Below are 17,544 nucleotides of genomic sequence, written 5' to 3'. Positions count from 1 at the left end.
AAACTATGTTAGCACAAATGCAAAAAGGGATAACCAATCATGAGCGCATACATCTACGATGGCCTCCGTACCGCATTCGGGCGGCACGCAGGCAGCCTGTCCAGAGTTCGACCGGACGATCTGCTTGCCAGTGTCATCAAGGCGCTGGTTGAGAGGAACGCTTTTGAAAAGGGCGCTTACGAGGACGTCATTGCCGGGTGCACAAACCAGGCAGGTGAAGATGCCCGCAACCTGGCCCGCCATGCTGGCCTGATGGCGGGATTGCCGGTTGAGACCGGCGGTTTGACCGTTAATCGACTCTGCGGCTCAGGGCTGGCTGCGATTATCGACGCCGCACGAGCCATTCGTTGCGGAGAAGGGGATTTATTCGTTGCCGGTGGTGCCGAAAGCATGAGTCGGGCGCCGTTTGTTATGGCCAAAGCAGAGTCCCCGTTCAGCCGGGATTTCCGGGCGTTCGACAGTACTATTGGTGCCCGCTTCCCGAACCCTCGTATTGAGGGGGAATTCGGCAGCGACAGCATGCCGGAAACAGCCGACAACATCGCCCGGGATCTCAACCTGAGCCGGGAACTCGTCGACAGCTTTGCCGCCCAGAGCCAGGCTCGTTATGAAGCCGCACGCAGTGCCGGGTTCTTTGACGAAGAAATTCTGCCGATTGAAGTCCCTCAGGGGGGCAAGAAGCCGCCGATCAGCGTCAGCACTGACGAACACCCGCGTGCTCAGTCCACAGCGGAAGCACTGGCGGGTCTTCGCCCGCTATTTGAGGGCGGGGTGGTCACCGCAGGCAACGCCTCCGGCATCAACGACGGCGCCGCCGCAGTGATTATCGGCTCCAGGGAAGCCGGAGAACGTGCCGGCATCCAGCCCCGGGCGCGGATCGTTTCCGCCGCTATCGCAGGTGTACCACCTCGGGTGATGGGCTACGGCCCGGTTCCCGCCTGCGAAAAAGCGTTGGCACGGGCAGGACTGACCCTGAACGACATGGACGTTATCGAGATCAACGAAGCCTTCGCGGCACAGGTACTTGGCTGCACCACGAAACTGGGCATTGAGCCCACAGACCCGCGCCTGAACCCGAACGGTGGCGCCATCGCAGTCGGCCATCCACTGGGCGCTTCCGGTGCCCGGATCGCACTGACGGCCACGCGCCAACTTGAGCGCAGCGGAGGCCGTTACGCGTTGATCAGCATGTGTATTGGCGTCGGCCAGGGTATAGCAGCCATTATTGAGCGCGTCGACGGCTGATTCAGGCATCAGGGACGGGCTGCTCAGGGCCTCAACTGGTCCTCAGCAGCTCCGGACACAACGCCAGAATATCTTCGCACTGCTGGCAGCATGTCAGCTTGCAGGTAACAATGGAGTGCTGTTGACGATTGGCAGCCTCCCCTTCGCGAAGCCCGGGCATGGCTTCACAAGCAATAACGTGACGGCGCAGCGCGTCGATCGCCTCGCTCCGGGACCCAAAAGGGCCCAACTCGGGAACTTCGCGAGTACGAACCCGCCAGTTACCTTCCCGGAAAATCAGTCGTTTCTCAACATCGTGCAGAGTACCATCCAGCAGCATCGTACTACTCTCTCCCAGGTCCCGACTACGGTCGCAGTGTTATAAGAAAGTGTTATCAGAATTGGCTTTCCTGTCGCCTTCCTATCCACACCACGGAAGACAGCCGCAAAAGTTCCACGCACGATGCATTTTTTAGTTCTTCGTCGAAAATCCTCTCCACACGTACAATCAGATACCGAACGTGCCGGTTTTTAACAAATCAACATACCGGCAGCTCCTGAGCACTGGTACCATGGCAAGACGACTACGCCAGAAGTCCCGCCATCTGATGTCGGGGAATGTCATCCAGAGGTATCCGTTTGGCCTTACTCCAATTCCGCCAATCAAAAGCAAAGCGGTACGAGCAGCTGATTCAGCCGCATCTCAAGCCCATGTACAACTATGCGTTCCGACTGACCGGGCGGCCCCATGATGCGGAAGATCTGGTTCAGGAAGTGGTCACCAAACTGTTCCCGAAACTCGAAGAACTGGAACAGGTTTCCCAGCTCCGTCCCTGGCTGGCGCGCGTTGTCTACCGCCAATTTATCGATAATGTCCGAAAACGGCCCGCAGGACGAGAAATCCACACCAGCGCACTTGATGACCCCGAACATCAGACCACCTTTATCGAGACACTGGCCAGCAACGAACCAGACCCCCTCGGACACTCAGACAGTGACCAGCGGGGCGACATCCTCCGCCAGATCATCAGCGAACTGCAGCCGGACCAGCGAACCCTCTTGCTTCTTCATGACAGCGACGGCTGGCGCCAGGAAGACATTGCCGAAATTCTTGAAGTCCCGCTGGGAACCATAAAATCACGACTGCACCGGGTGCGGGCTCTGGTGCGCAGTAAATTTCAGGAGCGGCTGGAACCTTTTGAGGAGCAATTGCGTGACTCTCACTGAGGTGACTGCAATGAACTGCAACGAATTCAAACAATGCCTGGATGCCTTTGTGGGTGACGAGCTGCCAGAGGTTCTCGCCACGCGCATGCGCGAACATGCCGGGACCTGCGCCGCCTGCTCGGTAGACCTTGAGGCAGCCAGATTCGTGGCTGAGCGAATCGCTTCCGGGCATGCCCCTGAACCCGAAGCCGGCTTCGAAGCGAGAATGTTCAGAGGAATTCGAAACGGCAATCCCGCTGGCAGTGTAGCCTCGGGTTCCATTCCGCGGTCCGGACGATCTATGGCGACACCTCTATGGGGTGGTGCCGTGGCCGCGGCACTGGTTCTCGGATTGTTTATCGGCAGTGAAGTTGGCCGCGAGCCCGAAGCGCCCAGCCAGACTGCAGACGCCCCGGTGCAGGAACCGCAGCTGCAGACCAGGCAGCAGGTTGTCCGGCTTGCATTCACCGCCTCTCAGGCACTGGAGAATGTCACACTGACACTGGAACTGCCCGCCAACATGGAACTTGCACCGTTCCCCGGACATCAGACAGTGAGCTGGAAAGTTAACCTGCAACCCGGTGACAACCTGCTTGCACTGCCTCTGAACATTTTGTTTCCCGGTGAGGGCACTCTGGTAGCCCACCTGGGAGAAGGAAACAACCGGAAGACGTTCCGGACCGAAATACGAGAACAGAAAACGGAGCCATCGTCATGATAATTGACATGCGCAACCTGACCGGACTGCTGAGCGCCGGGCTACTCGGGCTTTGCTTGTTGCCTGGTGTAGCGGCTGCCGAATCCGACTACGACGTCACCATGCGCATGGTGATGGATGACGAAGCTCTGGATTCATCGTTCGTACAGGAAATGGAAATCCCGGAGACCCTCCCCGAGATAGATACCATCGGACCGGGTGAGCTGGGTAGCAGCAATCTGGAAACCGGCGAGATCGACAGCAGCGGCCTCGAAACCATTGACCTGAATGACGTATCGGACGATACCAGAACCCTGGTAGATAGCCTGTCCAATCAGGTCCGGGACACCCGTGATACGCTGAACGACATCCTGCCGGTAGAGGATGTTCTGCGTGACACACTGGATCTTCTACCCGGAGATAGTGATCTCAACCTGCTCGACGAAGACGGCCTCAACCTTCTGGATGGCGGACATCTCAACCCCGACAGAGAGTCTGAGCAATAAACCCTCGGATCGGCGTCAGGACGATCCGGTGAGCTTCCTTATCTTGTGGGCCATTGTGCGCTAAGCTTCCCCTAAGACATCACTTCTAAGGGCGCTGCATTCTTGGTCCATCGAGTTCCCCTCTTTCTTCTTTTCCTGACCCTTGCCTGGCTTTCTCCCGTTGCCAACGCAGAACAGGAGTCGTCTGCACGAGAAAAGTTCCGGGCCGGTATTCAGGCCTTCCAGGCCGGGAATCTCCAGCGCGCGAGGGAGTTACTAGAGACTGCTGCAGAAGAAATCTCCTCACGGGCCCTGACCTACAATCTCGGCGTTGTGTATTACCACCTGGGGGAATACGACCTCGCCCGCTTGAGGTTCGAGTCCCTGCTGCCGACCGACCAGCGGGCACTTGCCCGGTACAACCTCGGGCTGATCGCACTGGCTCTGGAGAATGAAGCCGCCGCCAGAGAAGCCTTTATCGCTACCCTGTCCGAAGATCCGGATGAGAAGCTTGCCAGGCTCGCCGCAGGACAATTAAAAGAAATCGGTCAGGATATTAAAGAAGACAACTGGCAGGCCCTGTTTTCACTGGCGGCTGGCTATGAAGAAAATATTGCGCTGTTTCCTGACAGTGCTGCAACCAGCCTTGATGACGCTTTCCTTGAGTCTGTGAATGTCCTTTCCGGTTTCCCGGTACGAAGGGGCAACCATGCCCTGCAAACCCAGCTACTGCTCTACGGTCGTGCCTACGCCGACTATGGAGACTTCGATACCTACCTGGCCCGGGTAAACCTGGCTTGGGCCTACCTGCCTAAAGCATTTCATTACACCCTCGGACTGGGGGGAGACCAACTGTGGCAAGGCGGGAATGACCGGGAACATAGAGCGAGGGTTTTCACCGAATACAGAAAATCAGGGTGCTTCAGGGCGTTTGGCCGGGACCGATGCCTTGTCGCTGTGGAAGCTGAACAGGTTGATGCTACCGAACGCTACCGGCCCTACGATGGCCAGCGCTATCGCCTGAATACGAGCTACAAAACCCGCTTTGGGCGTTGGACCGGGGACCTCCGCTACCGGGTGGACTACAACGACCGGCGTGATCTGGACACTGGCACCGAGTACTTCAGCGTCTCTCCCCTGAGCCAGAACCTGTTGTTCGGCCTGGATTACACAGTGACCCCGTCCTGGACCATAGGCGCATCAACCCACTACGAATTCCGCTATTACCAGACCGCCCACCGCCTGACCATTCCCGAGGGTTTATGGATCATTCATCGCGAGGACAATCGCATTTCCTGGTCGATCAACAGCGAGATCGAGATCAGCCGCAGCTTTTCGGTAGGCTTTGAGCTGGAGGATGTCCAAAACAATAGCAACATCCCCCGCTATGACTACGATCGACGGACAGCCACCATCGACGTGACCGTCCGCCTGTAGAAAGAAACGCTAGCGTAGTGCTTGCCTAGAACCCTCCCTGAACCACGTTCACAATCTCGTAGAACTTGGTTGCCCGGTGTTCCAGATCGATGGTCAGATCAAGCCTCTGCACCAGTTCCCGCGCTTTCACCAACCCTCTCAGATAGGTCTGGCCGGGATTTTTCCAGTCATCATCAAGCACCAGCAAATACTCTTCGTGAACCTCACGGAACGTGCTGACCAGATCACCCACCGTCGCCGACTTGAGATCGCGGTAGTGGATGGCAGGCAAGTCGCTGAGAGGGCGCATGATGTCCCTCACCCGCAGATCGGGGATTGCAGTTCCCTGACGGTTTGCAGCCATCATCGGCTTCTCGCCGTTTACGTCGTGGATGGTCAGAATACCTATGCAGTCGCCGGTCTGATTCTCGACCAGCTTGATCGGCGTGTCCGCCAGCCTCATCCACAGACGGGCTTCGGAAACCGGCATGATCGAGCTGAGCACAGCGGGCTTTTGTTCTGCAAAATCTTTCAGTAAGTGAACGGCAGAGTCTTCGCTACCGATATGGGATACCGGCTTGGCGGTGCTGATTGCACCAGTACGTGCCAGATCCTGCACAGGAAGGGCGCTGAATACATTATTCATGGTAAAACCTCGTATCACTGAATTCGGACGGGACAGACGGACAGAGCCGTATTCCCTGAATGTTATTGCCGGAATCAGACGAGGAATGGAGGTGCTTGAGGTAAGGCAGGATAACTCAGGAGTCGCCGGGGCGGACGAATGAAGCCCAGACTGTCCGAAAAGGCAGAACCAACACTCTGCTCCGAATACGGCAGAAGGATAGTGGCAACCGCCAGAGGCTCGGGAGATGAAGAATCACCGGAGAAGTCGGAGGAAACCAGTTCCGGCGAATGATGATCGGCTACCTGCTCACCCGCAAAGGTCTGGCCCGAAACACCCGCCCACAGAATAAACAGCCCTGTGATCAGCAGCGAATACAGGCTGAAACGCAGAACACTTTTCTGTGACGAACAGTTTGACATGTACTGGCCCGACGATGTTTGTTGCAGGTCTCTACTATTCAAACATAAGGGTTGTTTGACACAAATCAAGGAAATTGACGTTGGGCAGCATTAAACAAACGACATAAAAAGCCCCGGCACGCGGGGGACGTGTACCGGGGTTACAGGCAATGCGCCTGACAAGGCGGGTTAACTCTTGAAAGGTCCCTTGGCTTCAGTGCAGATCAGAAACTCATCTTGGCCGAAGCCATCACCTGTTCGTACTGCTGGCTGCTACTGCTGGCGATTTCCCCGAAATCCCAGTAGGCGTATTCCAGCCCCAGGATCAGGTTCTTGTGGGCAGACCAGAGAATGTTGGCGTGTACGGAACTGGAAGAGTCAAAGTAGCTGAGAGTACCGGCCGGGGAGAACTCCAGGTCATCCACAATTTCGGTATGCGATACCGTAACCGTTGAACGCCATGCCGGTGACCAGAAGTGGCGATAGGCCGCTGTCGCACCGTAGACATTCAGTGGCTCAACCTTGCCAGCAGCCTGCGCCCCGAGATCCACATCCGGGTAGGTGAACAAGCCCATATAACGCCCCAGAGCACCATAGCTGTATTGCATCCTGATATCGTCGCGACCGATGGTCGGAATCCGGGCACTCAGGGAAACTGCACCCGCCAGCTTGGTATCCTCCGCACCGTCATCTTCCAGGTTACGAAGCAGACCCGCTATGGAGTAGAAGCCAAACTTGCCCCGAATCTGATAACGGGCCGTGAGGTCCGGATACGACTGATCGTCATAGGAAGTGGTGCCAAAACCGTCTTCCGGGTTTTCAAGGGCAACCATCAACTTACCGCCAGGTGCCGCCATCGTGTAGCGAAGCATCGGCTGCGCGCTATAGATGAAGGCAGCCTGTTTGCCCTGATCCAGAATCTCCGGCATGGCCGCCAGATCCGTAAAGGTTGTGTAGGTCTGGCCAAAGTCCCAGCCATTCCAGTTACCGTAGGCCTGGCGCAGACGTGGCGAGTAGCTGTTCGAAACAACCTCGTTCCCATCAGCCGTTCGCGCCTGGTTGAAATCCATCTCTACGTAGGTACGCAGCTTATGGCCCGCTACGTCGTCCGTTTCGGTTCCTATGCTGATCCGGGATTCCCTCGCAGAAAAACCTGCTTTCCAGTCACTGGTGCCGGACGCCGCTGCTGAGGCAAAGGTTCGCGGCAGTCCGATAGAGTAACCATTCAGGGTGCCGTTACCGTCCGAGCCATAAATCATGTCGGCTTTGATGAAGCCACCAAAGGAAATAGTGGTGTCGCCGATTTTGAGACCGTCACCTTCGCGGAGAATGTAAGGATTGTCTTCACTCAGCTCTGGCGCGGTCGATACGGCACCTTCCAACTTCTTTTCCAGAATCTGAATGCGCTCACGCAGTTGCTCCAGTTCGGAATTACTCTGGGCTGAGACTCCAGCGGAGCCGAGGGCAAATATGGGGAGCCCGGCCAGGGCCAGGGCACGGGTCAGTGGGTGCGTATTGATGTGTCTTTTTGTTGTCATTTCAAACCTCTTAACGGAGTTGGTTTCGTTGTTATTGAAATTACCCGGAGCTGGCACAAACGGAATGCCAACCCAACTCACCAGTTTCGCAGTGCGGTATTTGTATGAATTATTATTCCGCCTAGCAGTACCAGCTTCCGTGAAATGGACTATAAACCAAGGTTTTTCGATCAACAAGTTTTCAAAATTCGTTTTCAGATAACTTTTACTCTAATTTTGATTTGAGCATTTCATTTTCATTGACATGCACCGAAAACATGTTGGATCATTGAGCAATTCTGCTATGCGGTATATATTTTCGCTGTTATGCAAAAAGAGGTTATGTCATGAACATGAACTACACGGCTGAAGAGCTCGCCTTCCGCGATGAAGTGCGCGCCTTCCTGGATGAGAAGCTGCCGGCAGACATTGCTGCCAAAGTGAAAGGCTTCCGCCGCCTGTCCAAAGAAGATCACCTGCGCTGGCAGAAAATCCTGGTCGCACGGGGCTGGTACGCCACCCATTGGCCGGAAGAGTACGGCGGTGTGAAATGGACCCCGGTGCAAAAACACATCTGGGACGAAGAGTCCTGCCGGTATGGCGTACCTCGGTCAATCCCGTTCGGGGTCAATATGGTGGCGCCGGTTATCATCAAGTTCGGCAACGAGGAGCAGAAACAGCAATATCTTCCGCGCATCCTCAGTGGCGAAGACTGGTGGTGTCAGGGTTACTCCGAACCTGGTGCCGGTTCCGACCTCGCATCCCTGAAAACCCGGGCGGTTCGGGATGGCGACCACTACATCGTCAACGGTCAGAAAACCTGGACTACTCTGGGCCAGCACGCCGACATGATCTTCTGTCTGGTGCGCACCAACACTGAAGTCAAGGCACAGGAAGGCATCTCCTTCCTGCTGATTGACATGAACACTCCGGGCATTACGGTTCGTCCGATCATCACCCTTGATGGCGAACACGAAGTAAACGAAGTGTTTTTCGAGGACGTAAAAGTCCCTGTGGAAAACCTGGTAGGCGAAGAAGACAAAGGCTGGACCTACGCCAAGTACCTGCTTACCTATGAGCGTACTGGTCTGGCCGGTATTGGCCTCTCCAAGGCAGCGCTGGAACACCTGAAACAACTTGCTTCCCGTCGACTGAAGAATGGCCGCCCGCTGATTGAAGACCCCTCATTCAGCCAGCGCATTGCCCAGGTTGAAATCGACCTGACAGCTGCCGCCATAAGCAACCTGCGCATCATTGCCTCGGTAGAGGGCGGAGGTGTTCCGGGTGCCGAGAGTTCGATGCTTAAGGTAAAAGGTACTGAGATCCGCCAGTCCATCAATGATCTTGCACGTCGGGCGATCGGACCCTATGCGCTACCTTTCGTAGAAGAAGAACTGAACCTTGATTATGAGGGAGAGTTCCTGTCGGACGAAAACGCCGCGCCGGTGGCCGCCCACTATTTCAACAACCGCAAGCTCTCGATTTTCGGCGGATCCAACGAGATCCAGAAGAACATCGTGTCGAAAATGATTCTCGGGCTTTAAGGAGACGACCATGGATTTCCGACTCAATGAAGAGCAGCAAATGCTGCAGGACACCGTGGCGCGTCTGGTACGCGGTGAATACAACTTCGAGAAGCGTCTTGAATTCAGTGAATCCGAGGCTGGCTTCAGTGAGGATTTCTGGAAGCAGCTGGGCGAGCTGGGCCTGACAGCGGTTCCTTTCTCCGAGGAGCTGGGCGGATTCGGCGGTGGTGGTGTTGAGGTGCAGTCAGTCATGACCGAGCTGGGCAAGGGCCTGTGCCTGGAGCCGTACCTGCAATCCGTCATTCTCGCCGGGGGCCTGATCAGTCAGGCTGGCAATAGCACCCAGAAAGAGCAGTGGCTGGCCGGCATCGCCAGTGGCGAACTCAAGGCCGCAGTTGGCCTGCAGGAGCCCCAGAGTTTCTACAACCTGAACGACGTGGACACCCGTGCCGAGAAAAGCGGCGACGGATACGTACTGAACGGCCGTAAGGCGGTTGTGATTGGCGGCCAGTGTGCCGATCTGATTCTGGTCTCCGCCCGCACTTCAGGTGACAGCCGCGACAGCGACGGCATCAGCCTGTTCGCGATCTCTCCTGATACCGCTGGTGTGGAACGCCGCGTGTACCCAACGATTGATGGCGCCAAAGGTTGCGACATCACCCTGAACAACGTGCAGGTAGGTACTGACGCCCTTCTGGGAGAGGAAGGCAAGGCAGCAGATGCCATTGAATACCAGACCGGCCGTGCCATCGCTGCTCTGTGTGCAGAGGCCGTCGGCGTGATGGAAGTAGCCAATGAACTGACCCTGGATTACCTCAAGCAGCGCAAGCAGTTTGGCGTGCCCATCGGTAAGTTTCAGGTGCTCCAGCATCGCATGGTGGATATGATGTCCGAGCTGGAGCAGGCACGTTCCATGGCCATCCTTGCCGCCAGTGTGGCCGACGAGGAACAAAGCGATGAACGTCGCCGTATCCTGTCAGCTGCAAAGAACGTCATCGGTCGTAGCGGCCAGTTTATCTCCGAAAAGGGCATTCAGTCCCACGGTGGGATCGGTATGACCTGGGAATACAACTTCGCCCACTACGCCAAACGTCTGGTGATGATCAATCACCAGCTCGGCGATGACGACTTCCACCTGGAACGTTACGCCACCCTTTTACAGGCCAGCTAAAACCCCTTCATCAGTGAGCCTGGGGTCTCTCTCCACCAGTCAGAGGCCTTGTTCGGGGGTGGTCACCAGGCCACCCCCTTTTTTCATTCAGGAAAACGATAGGTGAGCACTATGACAACAATGACTGATGCAACCGATCCGGAAGCCCTCCGCAAAGCCGAGTGGAAAGTCCGAACCGAACTCGCTGCCGCCTACCGGCTGGTCGCCCTGTTTGGCTGGGACGACCTGGTGTTCACGCATCTTTCTGCCCGCGTACCCGGGCCGGAGCATCACTTTCTGATCAACCCCTACGGCCTGCTGTTCCATGAAATCACAGCGTCCTCGCTGGTAAAAGTGGATCAGGACGGGCAGGTTGTGGAGGCCGGAGGACTGGCCCGGGTAAACCCTGCGGGCTTCACGATTCACAGTGCGGTTCACATGGGGCGTGAGGACGCCGGGGCGGTGATGCACCTGCATGCGGCAGATGGCGTTGCGGTTTCAGCTCACAGAGATGGTCTTCTGCCATTGAGCCAGACAGCCATGCTCTGCCTGGACCACCTCAGCTATCACGATTACGAAGGGGTCGCGCTGAATCTGGACGAACGGGAACGCCTGATCCGGGACCTCGGGGACAAATCCATGATGATGCTACGTAACCACGGCGTTCTCACTGCGGGCAGGGACGTTGCGGAAACCTTCACCTATCTTTATTTCCTGATGAAGGCCTGCGAGATCCAGGTGAAAGCCCAGAGTTGCGGCCCGGTCTACATGCCTTCCGAGCAGGCTATCCAGACCACCGCGGATCAGTCTCAGAATCTGGGCATGGGCGCCAAACTGACCTGGCCCGCGCTTCTACGCCTGCTCGACAGCAAGAACCCTGGCTACGCGGTCTGAGCACTGGCTGGCAGTCTGCTCATTGGCAGGCTGTCAGCCACAAGTATGCGTCGCCGTCAGCTGGCACCGTCCAGCATCGCCCGAATCCTCAGTGTCACCAGTACCGTATTCAAGTGAGGCACCGGAATACCGTGGCGCTTTGCAATAGCAACCACGTTCCCCAGTACCGCGTCCCGTTCGATGGGGCGACCATTGAGGTAATCCAGCGCCATGCTGTTCTTGTAGGCGGGCATGCCGCGGGTACCGTCGATGTTTTCTTCAATGACTTTTTCGTCCATGGGATAGCCTTCAGCCGCAGCAACCGCCATGACCTCACGGATCATCGTCCGGATCAAATCCTCGCCGCCTTCGGCATCCAGAATCGACAGGGTATCCGCACCATTGGCAATCACTGACAGCGGATTGAAGGGCGTATTCCAGAGACACTTCCGCCAGCGCTCGCCGACCACTTGCTCGGACAGAGTAATCTTGATGCCGCCTTCAATGAACAGATCCGCCAATGCCTGGCAGGATTCGTCAATGCCTTTGGGGTAGCTTCCCATCACCAGTTTGCCATAGGCCTTGTGCTCCACAACACCCGGTGCGGTACGGCTGGCAGCGATAAACGCAAGGCAGCTGATCAGCGGGTTTTCAGGGAAGGCTTCTGCCAGCTCACGTTCGATATCCAGGCCGTTCTCAATCAGAACCAGGCGGGTGTTTTCCCCCATCCACGGACGAACCAGGGCCACCCGGTCAACCCCGGGCAGCACTTTTACACAGAGGATCAGGTAGTCCGGCGTTTCAGCCGGTGTGTCACCGTCCCGGTACACGTTGTCCGGCTGGTATGACAGGTCGCCGAGCGGGCTTGTGATGGTGATACCGTTTGCCTTGACCGCATCGTACTCGGAGCGCAGTACCGTGCTTACCCGGCATCCGGCTTTCTTGAGAATGGCTCCGTAGAAACTGCCAATGGCACCGGCACCGACGATCAGAATACTGGGCTTGCTAGTCATATTTTCTGTGGATCCTTGCTGGGATTTGTTGTGGTTAACGGCGAACCGGGGCAGCCCCGAGATGGGCGCCACCGTCGATCAGTATGGTTTCCCCGGTGGTCAGGTCGCCACCGATAATCAGCCCGAGGCAGACATCCGCCACGGTTTCCGGAGATGCCGTATCATTCAGCGGTGCAGCGGCTTTGTTCTTTTCGAGCAGGGTATTATAGCGGTCGTCGCCCAGCCCATTCTTCAACCATTCGCCCTGAACAAATCCGGGGCATACCGCATTCACTCGGACCTCCGGCCCCATTACCCGGGCCAGTGACCGGGTCATCGTAACCAACGCACCCTTGGAGGCAGCGTAGGCGATGGAGCTACCAATACCTGCAAGGCCTGCAATAGAAGCCATATTGATCACGTGCCCGGAACCATTGGCCCGCAGAGCCTTTTCAGCGGCCCGGGTCATCTGGAATGGACCCACAGTGTTGACCGAGTACAGGTCAAGAAAGTCCTGCTTGTTCAGGCCATCGAGATTGGCATGGTCGCAGAATTTGGTGGTGCCTGCATTATTGATAAGGATATCCAGCCTGCCAAAGTGAGCCAGCGTAGCGGCCACCAGGGCCCGGCAATCCGCATCGTCTGCCACATTGGCCTGCACCACCAGCGCTCTGACACCCTGCTGCTCGCACTCTGCAGCCACGGCTCGGGCACCCGCTTCATTGCTGCTGTAATTAATCACCACGTGGCAGCCATGTTCGGCGAACAACCTTGCCGTCGCGGCGCCAATTCCGGATGACGATCCGGTGATGAGAGCAACAGAGTCTTTGAGTTTCATAGCGTGTCCTGTACCCGGTCTGTAGGTTACTTGATGGCTTCGCGAACGATTTTGCCGTCCTTGACCACTGCCAGTGTTGTGTTAGTGACAAAGCCGCCTTTTTCAGTGACATCTGTCACTGCATAAGGGTTCTTGCTTGAATCCATATTCTTCAGGGCCTCACCGATAGCGCCACGCAGGACTTTCGGGTCTGTAGACTCGGTAGCGTCCATAGCTGCTACCAGTCCATGCAGTGCCAGGTAGTTATAGGCAGCCTCAGAACCCGGCGTCTTGCCGTACTTTTCTTCGTAGCGTTTCAGGAAAGACTTTGCCTCCTCGGTTTCATAAACACTGAGCGGTACTACGCCCACCGCACCTTCCACCATTTCAAGACCGCCGGCAACATTGGCAACTTCGTCGATCTTGGCCTGATCCATGACGATAAAGCCGCCCTGGAAGCCCATCTGACGCGCCTGCTGAACCACCAGACCGGTCGGCTCCGAGGCACCGCCTACGAACATGACGTCCGGGTTCTCGGCGATGATACGGCTAACCCCGGTAAAGAAGTCTGCCGACTTGTTGTAGTCCATGGGGTTATTGGCAACTACCTTGCCACCCTTGGAAGTCCATTCCTTCTCAATCATCGAGCCCCAGATCTTGGCGTACTCGTGAGTCGCTCCCGCCATGCCCAGGGTTGTGCCCAGATTTTCCAGTGCATAGTCGGTGAAGGCATGAACGTAACCGTCGAAGGTTGGCGGAATCCGTAGGGTAAGGGAATTACCCTTTTCGGTAACGGTTGGCACACTGGTGTAGGCCATGACCAGAAAATCGTCTTTCTCGTTGAAGTCCTGAAGGGCAAAGGTACCGCCTGAGTGAGGAATGAAAATAGCCGGAACGTTAGACTCCTGCTTGAGGCGCTTGGCATTGGTGGCGGCCTGAGCCGGGGAGTAGCGATCGTCCAGCGCCACCAGATTGATGGTGGTTTTTTCACCATTCAGATCAAATCCGCCAGCGGCGTTGATTTCCTCTGCGGCCATACGCAGGCCAGACAGCGTATTTTCTCCGTACAAAGCGGCACCGCCACTTAACGGACCGGTAAACCCGATATTTACCTCACCTGCGAAAGCTCCCGCAGACAGGCTCAGGCCGAAGGTTGTCGCTGCAATGGCACGACCCAGTGTTTTTGCTGTTTTCATTGTTTTCTCCTGGTTTGTTGCGCTCGTTGTTGTTGTCACTGTCAGGCCCTCAGGCCCCGATGTAGGCCTTGCGAACCTGCTCGTTACCCAGCATGGCCTCCCGGTCACCTTCCATAACCAGGTGGCCGTTCTCCATGACATAGGCACGGTGTGCGATTTTCAGAGCCGCAAAGGCATTCTGTTCAGCCAGCAGTACAGTGGTACCCAGACTGTTGATCTGCTGTATGGTCTCGAACATCTGTTTGACTACCAGAGGCGCCAGCCCCAGCGAGGGCTCATCGAGCATCAGCAGGCGGGGGCGACTCATCATCGCCCGGCCAATGGCCACCATCTGCTGCTGGCCGCCAGAAAGGGAGCCGGCAGGCTGCTGGGCCTTATCCTCCAGAATCGGGAAGAGTTCCAGCACCTCATTGAGACGCTTGCGGTTTCCGGCGCGGTCGCGACGGTGCACGAAGGCTCCCATCATCAGGTTCTGCATCACGCTCATCTGCGGAAACAGTTTGCGCCCCTCGGCACACTGAACCACACCGGAGGACACCACGGCATTGGGCTTCATGCCGTTAAGGTGCTTATCCTCAAACTGGATGTCGCCGGCCGACGGTTTAACCAGCCCGCTGATCGCGTTGAACAGGGTGGTTTTACCCGCACCATTGGCACCAAGCAGTACCACCAGTTCACCGGTATCGACCGTCATGGAGATATCCGAGAGGGCCTTGAAGCTGCCGTAACAGACGTCGACGTTCTTAAGCTGCAACATCGTCTTCACCTCCCAGATAGGCTTCGATCACCACAGGGTTGTTACGAACCTCTTCCGGCGTACCCTCGGCAATCTTCTCACCGTGGTCGAGAACCATGATCTTGTCAGCCAGGCTCATGATCATGTCCATCTTGTGTTCGATCAGGCAGACCGTCAGGCCGTTGTCCACCATCTTGCGCATCAGCGCCGCAAAGCCTTCGGTTTCTTCCGGATTTACCCCCGCAGCAGGCTCGTCCAGCAGCACGATTTTCGGATCCGTTGCCAGGGCCAGAGCAAACGCCACACGCTTGCGTTCTTCCTGGGTAATATCCGCAATGAACTGGCCCGCCACGTGGGTGAGACCGACAAAGTCGAGGGCTTCCATCGCCTTGTCCCGGGCAGCTTTTTCCTCACGCTGGAGGCGTTTGCTGTTGATCAGCACGTCCCAGAGGCCAGACTTCGTGCGCAGCCGATGCCCCACAATCAGGTTGTCCACAACGGTGGCCTGTTCAAACAGATTGGTGGTCTGGAAAGTGCGACCCACACCAAGCCGGGCAACCTGATCACTGGGCATCTGAGTGACATCGGCGCCATCGAGCAGGATGCGGCCCGAGGTAGGCTGGTGCATCCCGGAGATCAGGTTAAAGAAGGTACTCTTGCCCGCGCCGTTGGGACCAATGATGGCGTTAATCTTCCCTGCCTCGAATTCCACCGACACATCATTCACTGCCGCAAGGCCGCCAAACATCTTGGTCAGGTGTTCTACCTTAAGCATTGTTTTCGACCTCCCGACGTTGTGTATTCACCACCTTGCTTTCCTTGCGCTTGTTTGCAGGCGCAATGGACTGAGCCTTGTGATGCATCCAGGTCAGGAACTGACCGGTAATGCCCCTGGGGAAGAAAATCACCAGGATCACCAGCAACGGACCGAAAATAATCATTCGGTACTCTTCCAGGAACTGCAGGGACTGGGTAATCCAGACAATGCCTACGGTGCCCAGAAGCGGTCCGGTGAGGGTGCCGATACCTCCTACCAGCAGATAGGTGATCATGTCGAAGGTGTGAACGATGTTGGCCTCTTCGGGGCCGATGAAACGAACCATACCGGCATACAGCGCCCCGGCCAGCCCGGCATAGGTGGTGGAGAGCACAAACGCCATCACCTTGTTGCGCATCAGGTTGATACCCAGGGACTGAGCCAGTTCATCGCCGTTGCGGATGGCAATAAAGGTGCGTCCCAGCAGAGAGCGAGACAAACGGCTCATGAACCAGATGGAAAACACCAGGAAGGCAAGCACCAGATAATAGAACGGGGTGGTTTCAGTGAAATCCACCACGCCGAAGCCATAGGGTGCAGCAATATCACGAACGCCAATCGGGCCATGGGTCAGTTCTTCCCACTTATCAATCAGCAGGTAGATGATGAAACCCACGCACAGAGTAAAGATGGCGAAGTAATGTTCCTTGAGGCGCAGGGATACAACCCCCACCAGAAAGCCCAACGCAGCTGTAACCAGCAGCGCGGCGACAAAGGCTGGCCAGAAACTCCAGCCGGCATCAGCCGTCAGCAGTCCCAGGGTGTAGGCACCGATGGCGAAGAAGCCACCATGGGCCAGGTTCAGCTGACCGCAATACCCGGTGATGATATTCAGGCCATACACCGCAATCGCCCAGACAAAGGCCGAGGCCATCACGTATACCTGGTACTCGTTACTGGCCAGGAAGGGAAACACCAGCGCAAAGGCGAGCATGGCCATTTTGGCACCGGGTTTCATCAACAGGGATCCGAGTTTGAATAACATGATCAGTGCGCTCCCTTGGCAAACAGCCCCTGTGGGCGAGCGGAGAGAATCAGTACCAGCAGCCCGAAGGCGATAATGTCCTTGTAGGCCGTGGAGATGTAGAAACCACCAAAGGCCTCGGCAAATCCAATGATCATTCCGCCAACGATGGCGCCGGGAATGCTGCCCATGCCACCAAGGATGATGATGACGAACGCTTTCATGATCACCAGATGCCCCATGGCGGGATACACCAGGTTGATCGGCGCATAGAGCGTGGCGGCAATGGCGGCCAGTGCGCCAGAGATGGCAAAGGTCATCATCGCCACCCGGTTGGCATCGATACCGACAAGAAACGCGCCCTCACGGCTCTGAGCCATGGCAATGATGGTCGCTCCGGTCATGGTCTTGCGCAGGAACATCTGTAGTACGAAAACCAGCACAAACGCTGCAACGATGATAAGCAGGCGCTGTTCCGGAATGATCAGGCCATCAAAATTCATGATGCCGGTGAAAGGAGAGGTCATACGGCGGAAATCCGATCCCCAGAACATCTGCACTACGGCCTCAAGAAACAGCAGTATGCCAATGGCCGCTATCTTGTCGTGAATCGGGGGAGAGTTCCGCAATGGATGGAAAACCAACCGTTCGCAAAGAATGGCCAGTACCGCAATAACGCCGGCAGAGCCCGCCATGGCAACCCAGTAATGAACACCCAGATCGACCATGAAGAAGTACGACATGAAAGCGCCAACCATGTAGAGCGCGCCATGTGCAAAGTTAGGAACGTGGAGAATTCCATAGACCAGGGTAAGGCCAAGAGCAACGAGTCCGTAGATGCTGCCCAGGGTTAACCCATTGATGATTTGCTGGAAGAAAAGGTTCAAGTCTGCCCCTCCGTT

General features: G+C 56.5%; 19 protein-coding genes. 8 read left to right on the top strand and 11 right to left on the bottom strand.

Features of this window, described 5'->3' with window-relative positions; genetic code table 11:
• Positions 1 to 39 precede the first annotated feature (39 nt).
• Positions 40 to 1,245: a 3-oxoadipyl-CoA thiolase gene (locus FWJ25_RS08875; RefSeq protein WP_149599907.1), complete on the top strand. Its 1,206-nt coding sequence runs from the start codon at positions 40 to 42 to the stop codon at positions 1,243 to 1,245.
• A gap of 31 nt (positions 1,246 to 1,276) precedes the next feature.
• Here the strand turns inward: FWJ25_RS08875 and FWJ25_RS08870 are convergent, their stop codons facing one another.
• Positions 1,277 to 1,564: a hypothetical protein gene (locus FWJ25_RS08870; RefSeq protein WP_149599906.1), complete on the bottom strand. Its 288-nt coding sequence runs from the start codon at positions 1,562 to 1,564 to the stop codon at positions 1,277 to 1,279.
• A 299-nt stretch (positions 1,565 to 1,863) separates the two neighbouring features.
• Here FWJ25_RS08870 and FWJ25_RS08865 point away from each other — a divergent pair, with 299 nt between their 5' ends.
• The 4 genes from FWJ25_RS08865 to FWJ25_RS08850 all read left to right on the top strand — a co-directional run bounded on the left by FWJ25_RS08865 (position 1,864) and on the right by FWJ25_RS08850 (position 5,049).
• A complete protein-coding gene (locus FWJ25_RS08865) occupies positions 1,864 to 2,451 on the top strand; it encodes an RNA polymerase sigma factor (RefSeq protein WP_246166721.1) in 588 nt (195 codons plus the stop codon).
• 10 nt (positions 2,452 to 2,461) lie between these two features.
• A complete protein-coding gene (locus FWJ25_RS08860) occupies positions 2,462 to 3,148 on the top strand; it encodes an anti-sigma factor family protein (RefSeq protein WP_149599904.1) in 687 nt (228 codons plus the stop codon).
• Positions 3,145 to 3,633 carry a hypothetical protein gene (locus FWJ25_RS08855; RefSeq protein WP_149599903.1) on the top strand — a complete coding sequence of 163 codons (489 nt, stop codon included), beginning with the start codon at positions 3,145 to 3,147 and terminating at the stop codon, positions 3,631 to 3,633. The genes FWJ25_RS08860 and FWJ25_RS08855 overlap by 4 nt, the downstream gene beginning before the upstream one ends.
• 102 nt (positions 3,634 to 3,735) lie before the next feature.
• Positions 3,736 to 5,049, top strand: a complete 1,314-nt coding sequence (locus tag FWJ25_RS08850; protein WP_149599902.1) for a tetratricopeptide repeat protein — start codon at positions 3,736 to 3,738, stop codon at positions 5,047 to 5,049.
• A 25-nt stretch (positions 5,050 to 5,074) separates the two neighbouring features.
• Here FWJ25_RS08850 and FWJ25_RS08845 read toward each other — a convergent pair whose 3' ends face one another.
• The 3 genes from FWJ25_RS08845 to FWJ25_RS08835 all read right to left on the bottom strand — a co-directional run bounded on the left by FWJ25_RS08845 (position 5,075) and on the right by FWJ25_RS08835 (position 7,592).
• Positions 5,075 to 5,674: a CBS domain-containing protein gene (locus FWJ25_RS08845; protein ID WP_149599901.1), complete on the bottom strand. Its 600-nt coding sequence runs from the start codon at positions 5,672 to 5,674 to the stop codon at positions 5,075 to 5,077.
• A 74-nt stretch (positions 5,675 to 5,748) separates the two neighbouring features.
• Positions 5,749 to 6,075 (bottom strand): hypothetical protein, encoded by a 327-nt coding sequence (locus FWJ25_RS08840; protein WP_149599900.1) that lies wholly within the window; start codon positions 6,073 to 6,075, stop codon positions 5,749 to 5,751.
• A 203-nt stretch (positions 6,076 to 6,278) separates the two neighbouring features.
• Positions 6,279 to 7,592: a DcaP family trimeric outer membrane transporter gene (locus FWJ25_RS08835; protein ID WP_246166719.1), complete on the bottom strand. Its 1,314-nt coding sequence runs from the start codon at positions 7,590 to 7,592 to the stop codon at positions 6,279 to 6,281.
• A 326-nt stretch (positions 7,593 to 7,918) separates the two neighbouring features.
• Here FWJ25_RS08835 and FWJ25_RS08830 point away from each other — a divergent pair, with 326 nt between their 5' ends.
• The 3 genes from FWJ25_RS08830 to FWJ25_RS08820 all read left to right on the top strand — a co-directional run bounded on the left by FWJ25_RS08830 (position 7,919) and on the right by FWJ25_RS08820 (position 11,141).
• The gene (locus tag FWJ25_RS08830) at positions 7,919 to 9,115 is read left to right on the top strand and encodes an acyl-CoA dehydrogenase family protein (protein ID WP_149599899.1); all 1,197 of its coding nucleotides are present in this window, start codon (positions 7,919 to 7,921) and stop codon (positions 9,113 to 9,115) included.
• A 10-nt stretch (positions 9,116 to 9,125) separates the two neighbouring features.
• The gene (locus FWJ25_RS08825) at positions 9,126 to 10,268 is read left to right on the top strand and encodes an acyl-CoA dehydrogenase family protein (protein WP_149599898.1); all 1,143 of its coding nucleotides are present in this window, start codon (positions 9,126 to 9,128) and stop codon (positions 10,266 to 10,268) included.
• A gap of 111 nt (positions 10,269 to 10,379) precedes the next feature.
• Positions 10,380 to 11,141 carry a class II aldolase/adducin family protein gene (locus tag FWJ25_RS08820; protein WP_149599897.1) on the top strand — a complete coding sequence of 254 codons (762 nt, stop codon included), beginning with the start codon at positions 10,380 to 10,382 and terminating at the stop codon, positions 11,139 to 11,141.
• A gap of 56 nt (positions 11,142 to 11,197) precedes the next feature.
• Here the strand turns inward: FWJ25_RS08820 and FWJ25_RS08815 are convergent, their stop codons facing one another.
• The 7 genes from FWJ25_RS08815 to FWJ25_RS08785 are packed head-to-tail and all read right to left on the bottom strand — an operon-like array spanning position 11,198 to position 17,529.
• Positions 11,198 to 12,133 carry a ketopantoate reductase family protein gene (locus FWJ25_RS08815; protein WP_149599896.1) on the bottom strand — a complete coding sequence of 312 codons (936 nt, stop codon included), beginning with the start codon at positions 12,131 to 12,133 and terminating at the stop codon, positions 11,198 to 11,200.
• A gap of 34 nt (positions 12,134 to 12,167) precedes the next feature.
• Positions 12,168 to 12,950: an SDR family NAD(P)-dependent oxidoreductase gene (locus FWJ25_RS08810; RefSeq protein WP_149599895.1), complete on the bottom strand. Its 783-nt coding sequence runs from the start codon at positions 12,948 to 12,950 to the stop codon at positions 12,168 to 12,170.
• A 26-nt stretch (positions 12,951 to 12,976) separates the two neighbouring features.
• Positions 12,977 to 14,125, bottom strand: coding sequence for an ABC transporter substrate-binding protein (locus FWJ25_RS08805; protein ID WP_149599894.1), 1,149 nt, complete (start codon positions 14,123 to 14,125; stop codon positions 12,977 to 12,979).
• 49 nt (positions 14,126 to 14,174) lie between these two features.
• Positions 14,175 to 14,882, bottom strand: coding sequence for an ABC transporter ATP-binding protein (locus tag FWJ25_RS08800; protein WP_149599893.1), 708 nt, complete (start codon positions 14,880 to 14,882; stop codon positions 14,175 to 14,177).
• Positions 14,869 to 15,636 carry an ABC transporter ATP-binding protein gene (locus FWJ25_RS08795; RefSeq protein WP_149599892.1) on the bottom strand — a complete coding sequence of 256 codons (768 nt, stop codon included), beginning with the start codon at positions 15,634 to 15,636 and terminating at the stop codon, positions 14,869 to 14,871. The genes FWJ25_RS08800 and FWJ25_RS08795 overlap by 14 nt, the downstream gene beginning before the upstream one ends.
• Positions 15,629 to 16,663 (bottom strand): branched-chain amino acid ABC transporter permease, encoded by a 1,035-nt coding sequence (locus FWJ25_RS08790; RefSeq protein WP_149599891.1) that lies wholly within the window; start codon positions 16,661 to 16,663, stop codon positions 15,629 to 15,631. The genes FWJ25_RS08795 and FWJ25_RS08790 overlap by 8 nt, the downstream gene beginning before the upstream one ends.
• A 2-nt stretch (positions 16,664 to 16,665) precedes the next feature.
• Positions 16,666 to 17,529 (bottom strand): branched-chain amino acid ABC transporter permease, encoded by an 864-nt coding sequence (locus FWJ25_RS08785; protein ID WP_149599890.1) that lies wholly within the window; start codon positions 17,527 to 17,529, stop codon positions 16,666 to 16,668.
• Between the last annotated feature and the right edge of the window lie 15 nt (positions 17,530 to 17,544).

Source organism: Marinobacter salinexigens (genome assembly GCF_008370345.1).
In the GTDB taxonomy this organism is placed as follows: Bacteria; Pseudomonadota; Gammaproteobacteria; order Pseudomonadales; family Oleiphilaceae; genus Marinobacter; species Marinobacter salinexigens.
Note: the sequence above shows the minus strand (reverse complement) of the source record. Positions and strands in the feature narration are given on the sequence as shown.

Coding starts and splice junctions, on each gene's coding strand:
- FWJ25_RS08805 (WP_149599894.1), bottom strand. CDS start 14,125: ATGAAAACAGCAAAAACACTGGGTCGTGCCATTGCAGCGACAACCTTC.
- FWJ25_RS08820 (WP_149599897.1), top strand. CDS start 10,380: ATGACAACAATGACTGATGCAACCGATCCGGAAGCCCTCCGCAAAGCC.
- FWJ25_RS08845 (WP_149599901.1), bottom strand. CDS start 5,674: ATGAATAATGTATTCAGCGCCCTTCCTGTGCAGGATCTGGCACGTACT.
- FWJ25_RS08835 (WP_246166719.1), bottom strand. CDS start 7,592: ATGACAACAAAAAGACACATCAATACGCACCCACTGACCCGTGCCCTG.
- FWJ25_RS08870 (WP_149599906.1), bottom strand. CDS start 1,564: ATGCTGCTGGATGGTACTCTGCACGATGTTGAGAAACGACTGATTTTC.
- FWJ25_RS08810 (WP_149599895.1), bottom strand. CDS start 12,950: ATGAAACTCAAAGACTCTGTTGCTCTCATCACCGGATCGTCATCCGGA.
- FWJ25_RS08790 (WP_149599891.1), bottom strand. CDS start 16,663: ATGTTATTCAAACTCGGATCCCTGTTGATGAAACCCGGTGCCAAAATG.
- FWJ25_RS08860 (WP_149599904.1), top strand. CDS start 2,462: ATGAACTGCAACGAATTCAAACAATGCCTGGATGCCTTTGTGGGTGAC.
- FWJ25_RS08830 (WP_149599899.1), top strand. CDS start 7,919: ATGAACATGAACTACACGGCTGAAGAGCTCGCCTTCCGCGATGAAGTG.
- FWJ25_RS08840 (WP_149599900.1), bottom strand. CDS start 6,075: ATGTCAAACTGTTCGTCACAGAAAAGTGTTCTGCGTTTCAGCCTGTAT.
- FWJ25_RS08825 (WP_149599898.1), top strand. CDS start 9,126: ATGGATTTCCGACTCAATGAAGAGCAGCAAATGCTGCAGGACACCGTG.
- FWJ25_RS08875 (WP_149599907.1), top strand. CDS start 40: ATGAGCGCATACATCTACGATGGCCTCCGTACCGCATTCGGGCGGCAC.
- FWJ25_RS08815 (WP_149599896.1), bottom strand. CDS start 12,133: ATGACTAGCAAGCCCAGTATTCTGATCGTCGGTGCCGGTGCCATTGGC.
- FWJ25_RS08855 (WP_149599903.1), top strand. CDS start 3,145: ATGATAATTGACATGCGCAACCTGACCGGACTGCTGAGCGCCGGGCTA.
- FWJ25_RS08795 (WP_149599892.1), bottom strand. CDS start 15,636: ATGCTTAAGGTAGAACACCTGACCAAGATGTTTGGCGGCCTTGCGGCA.
- FWJ25_RS08800 (WP_149599893.1), bottom strand. CDS start 14,882: ATGTTGCAGCTTAAGAACGTCGACGTCTGTTACGGCAGCTTCAAGGCC.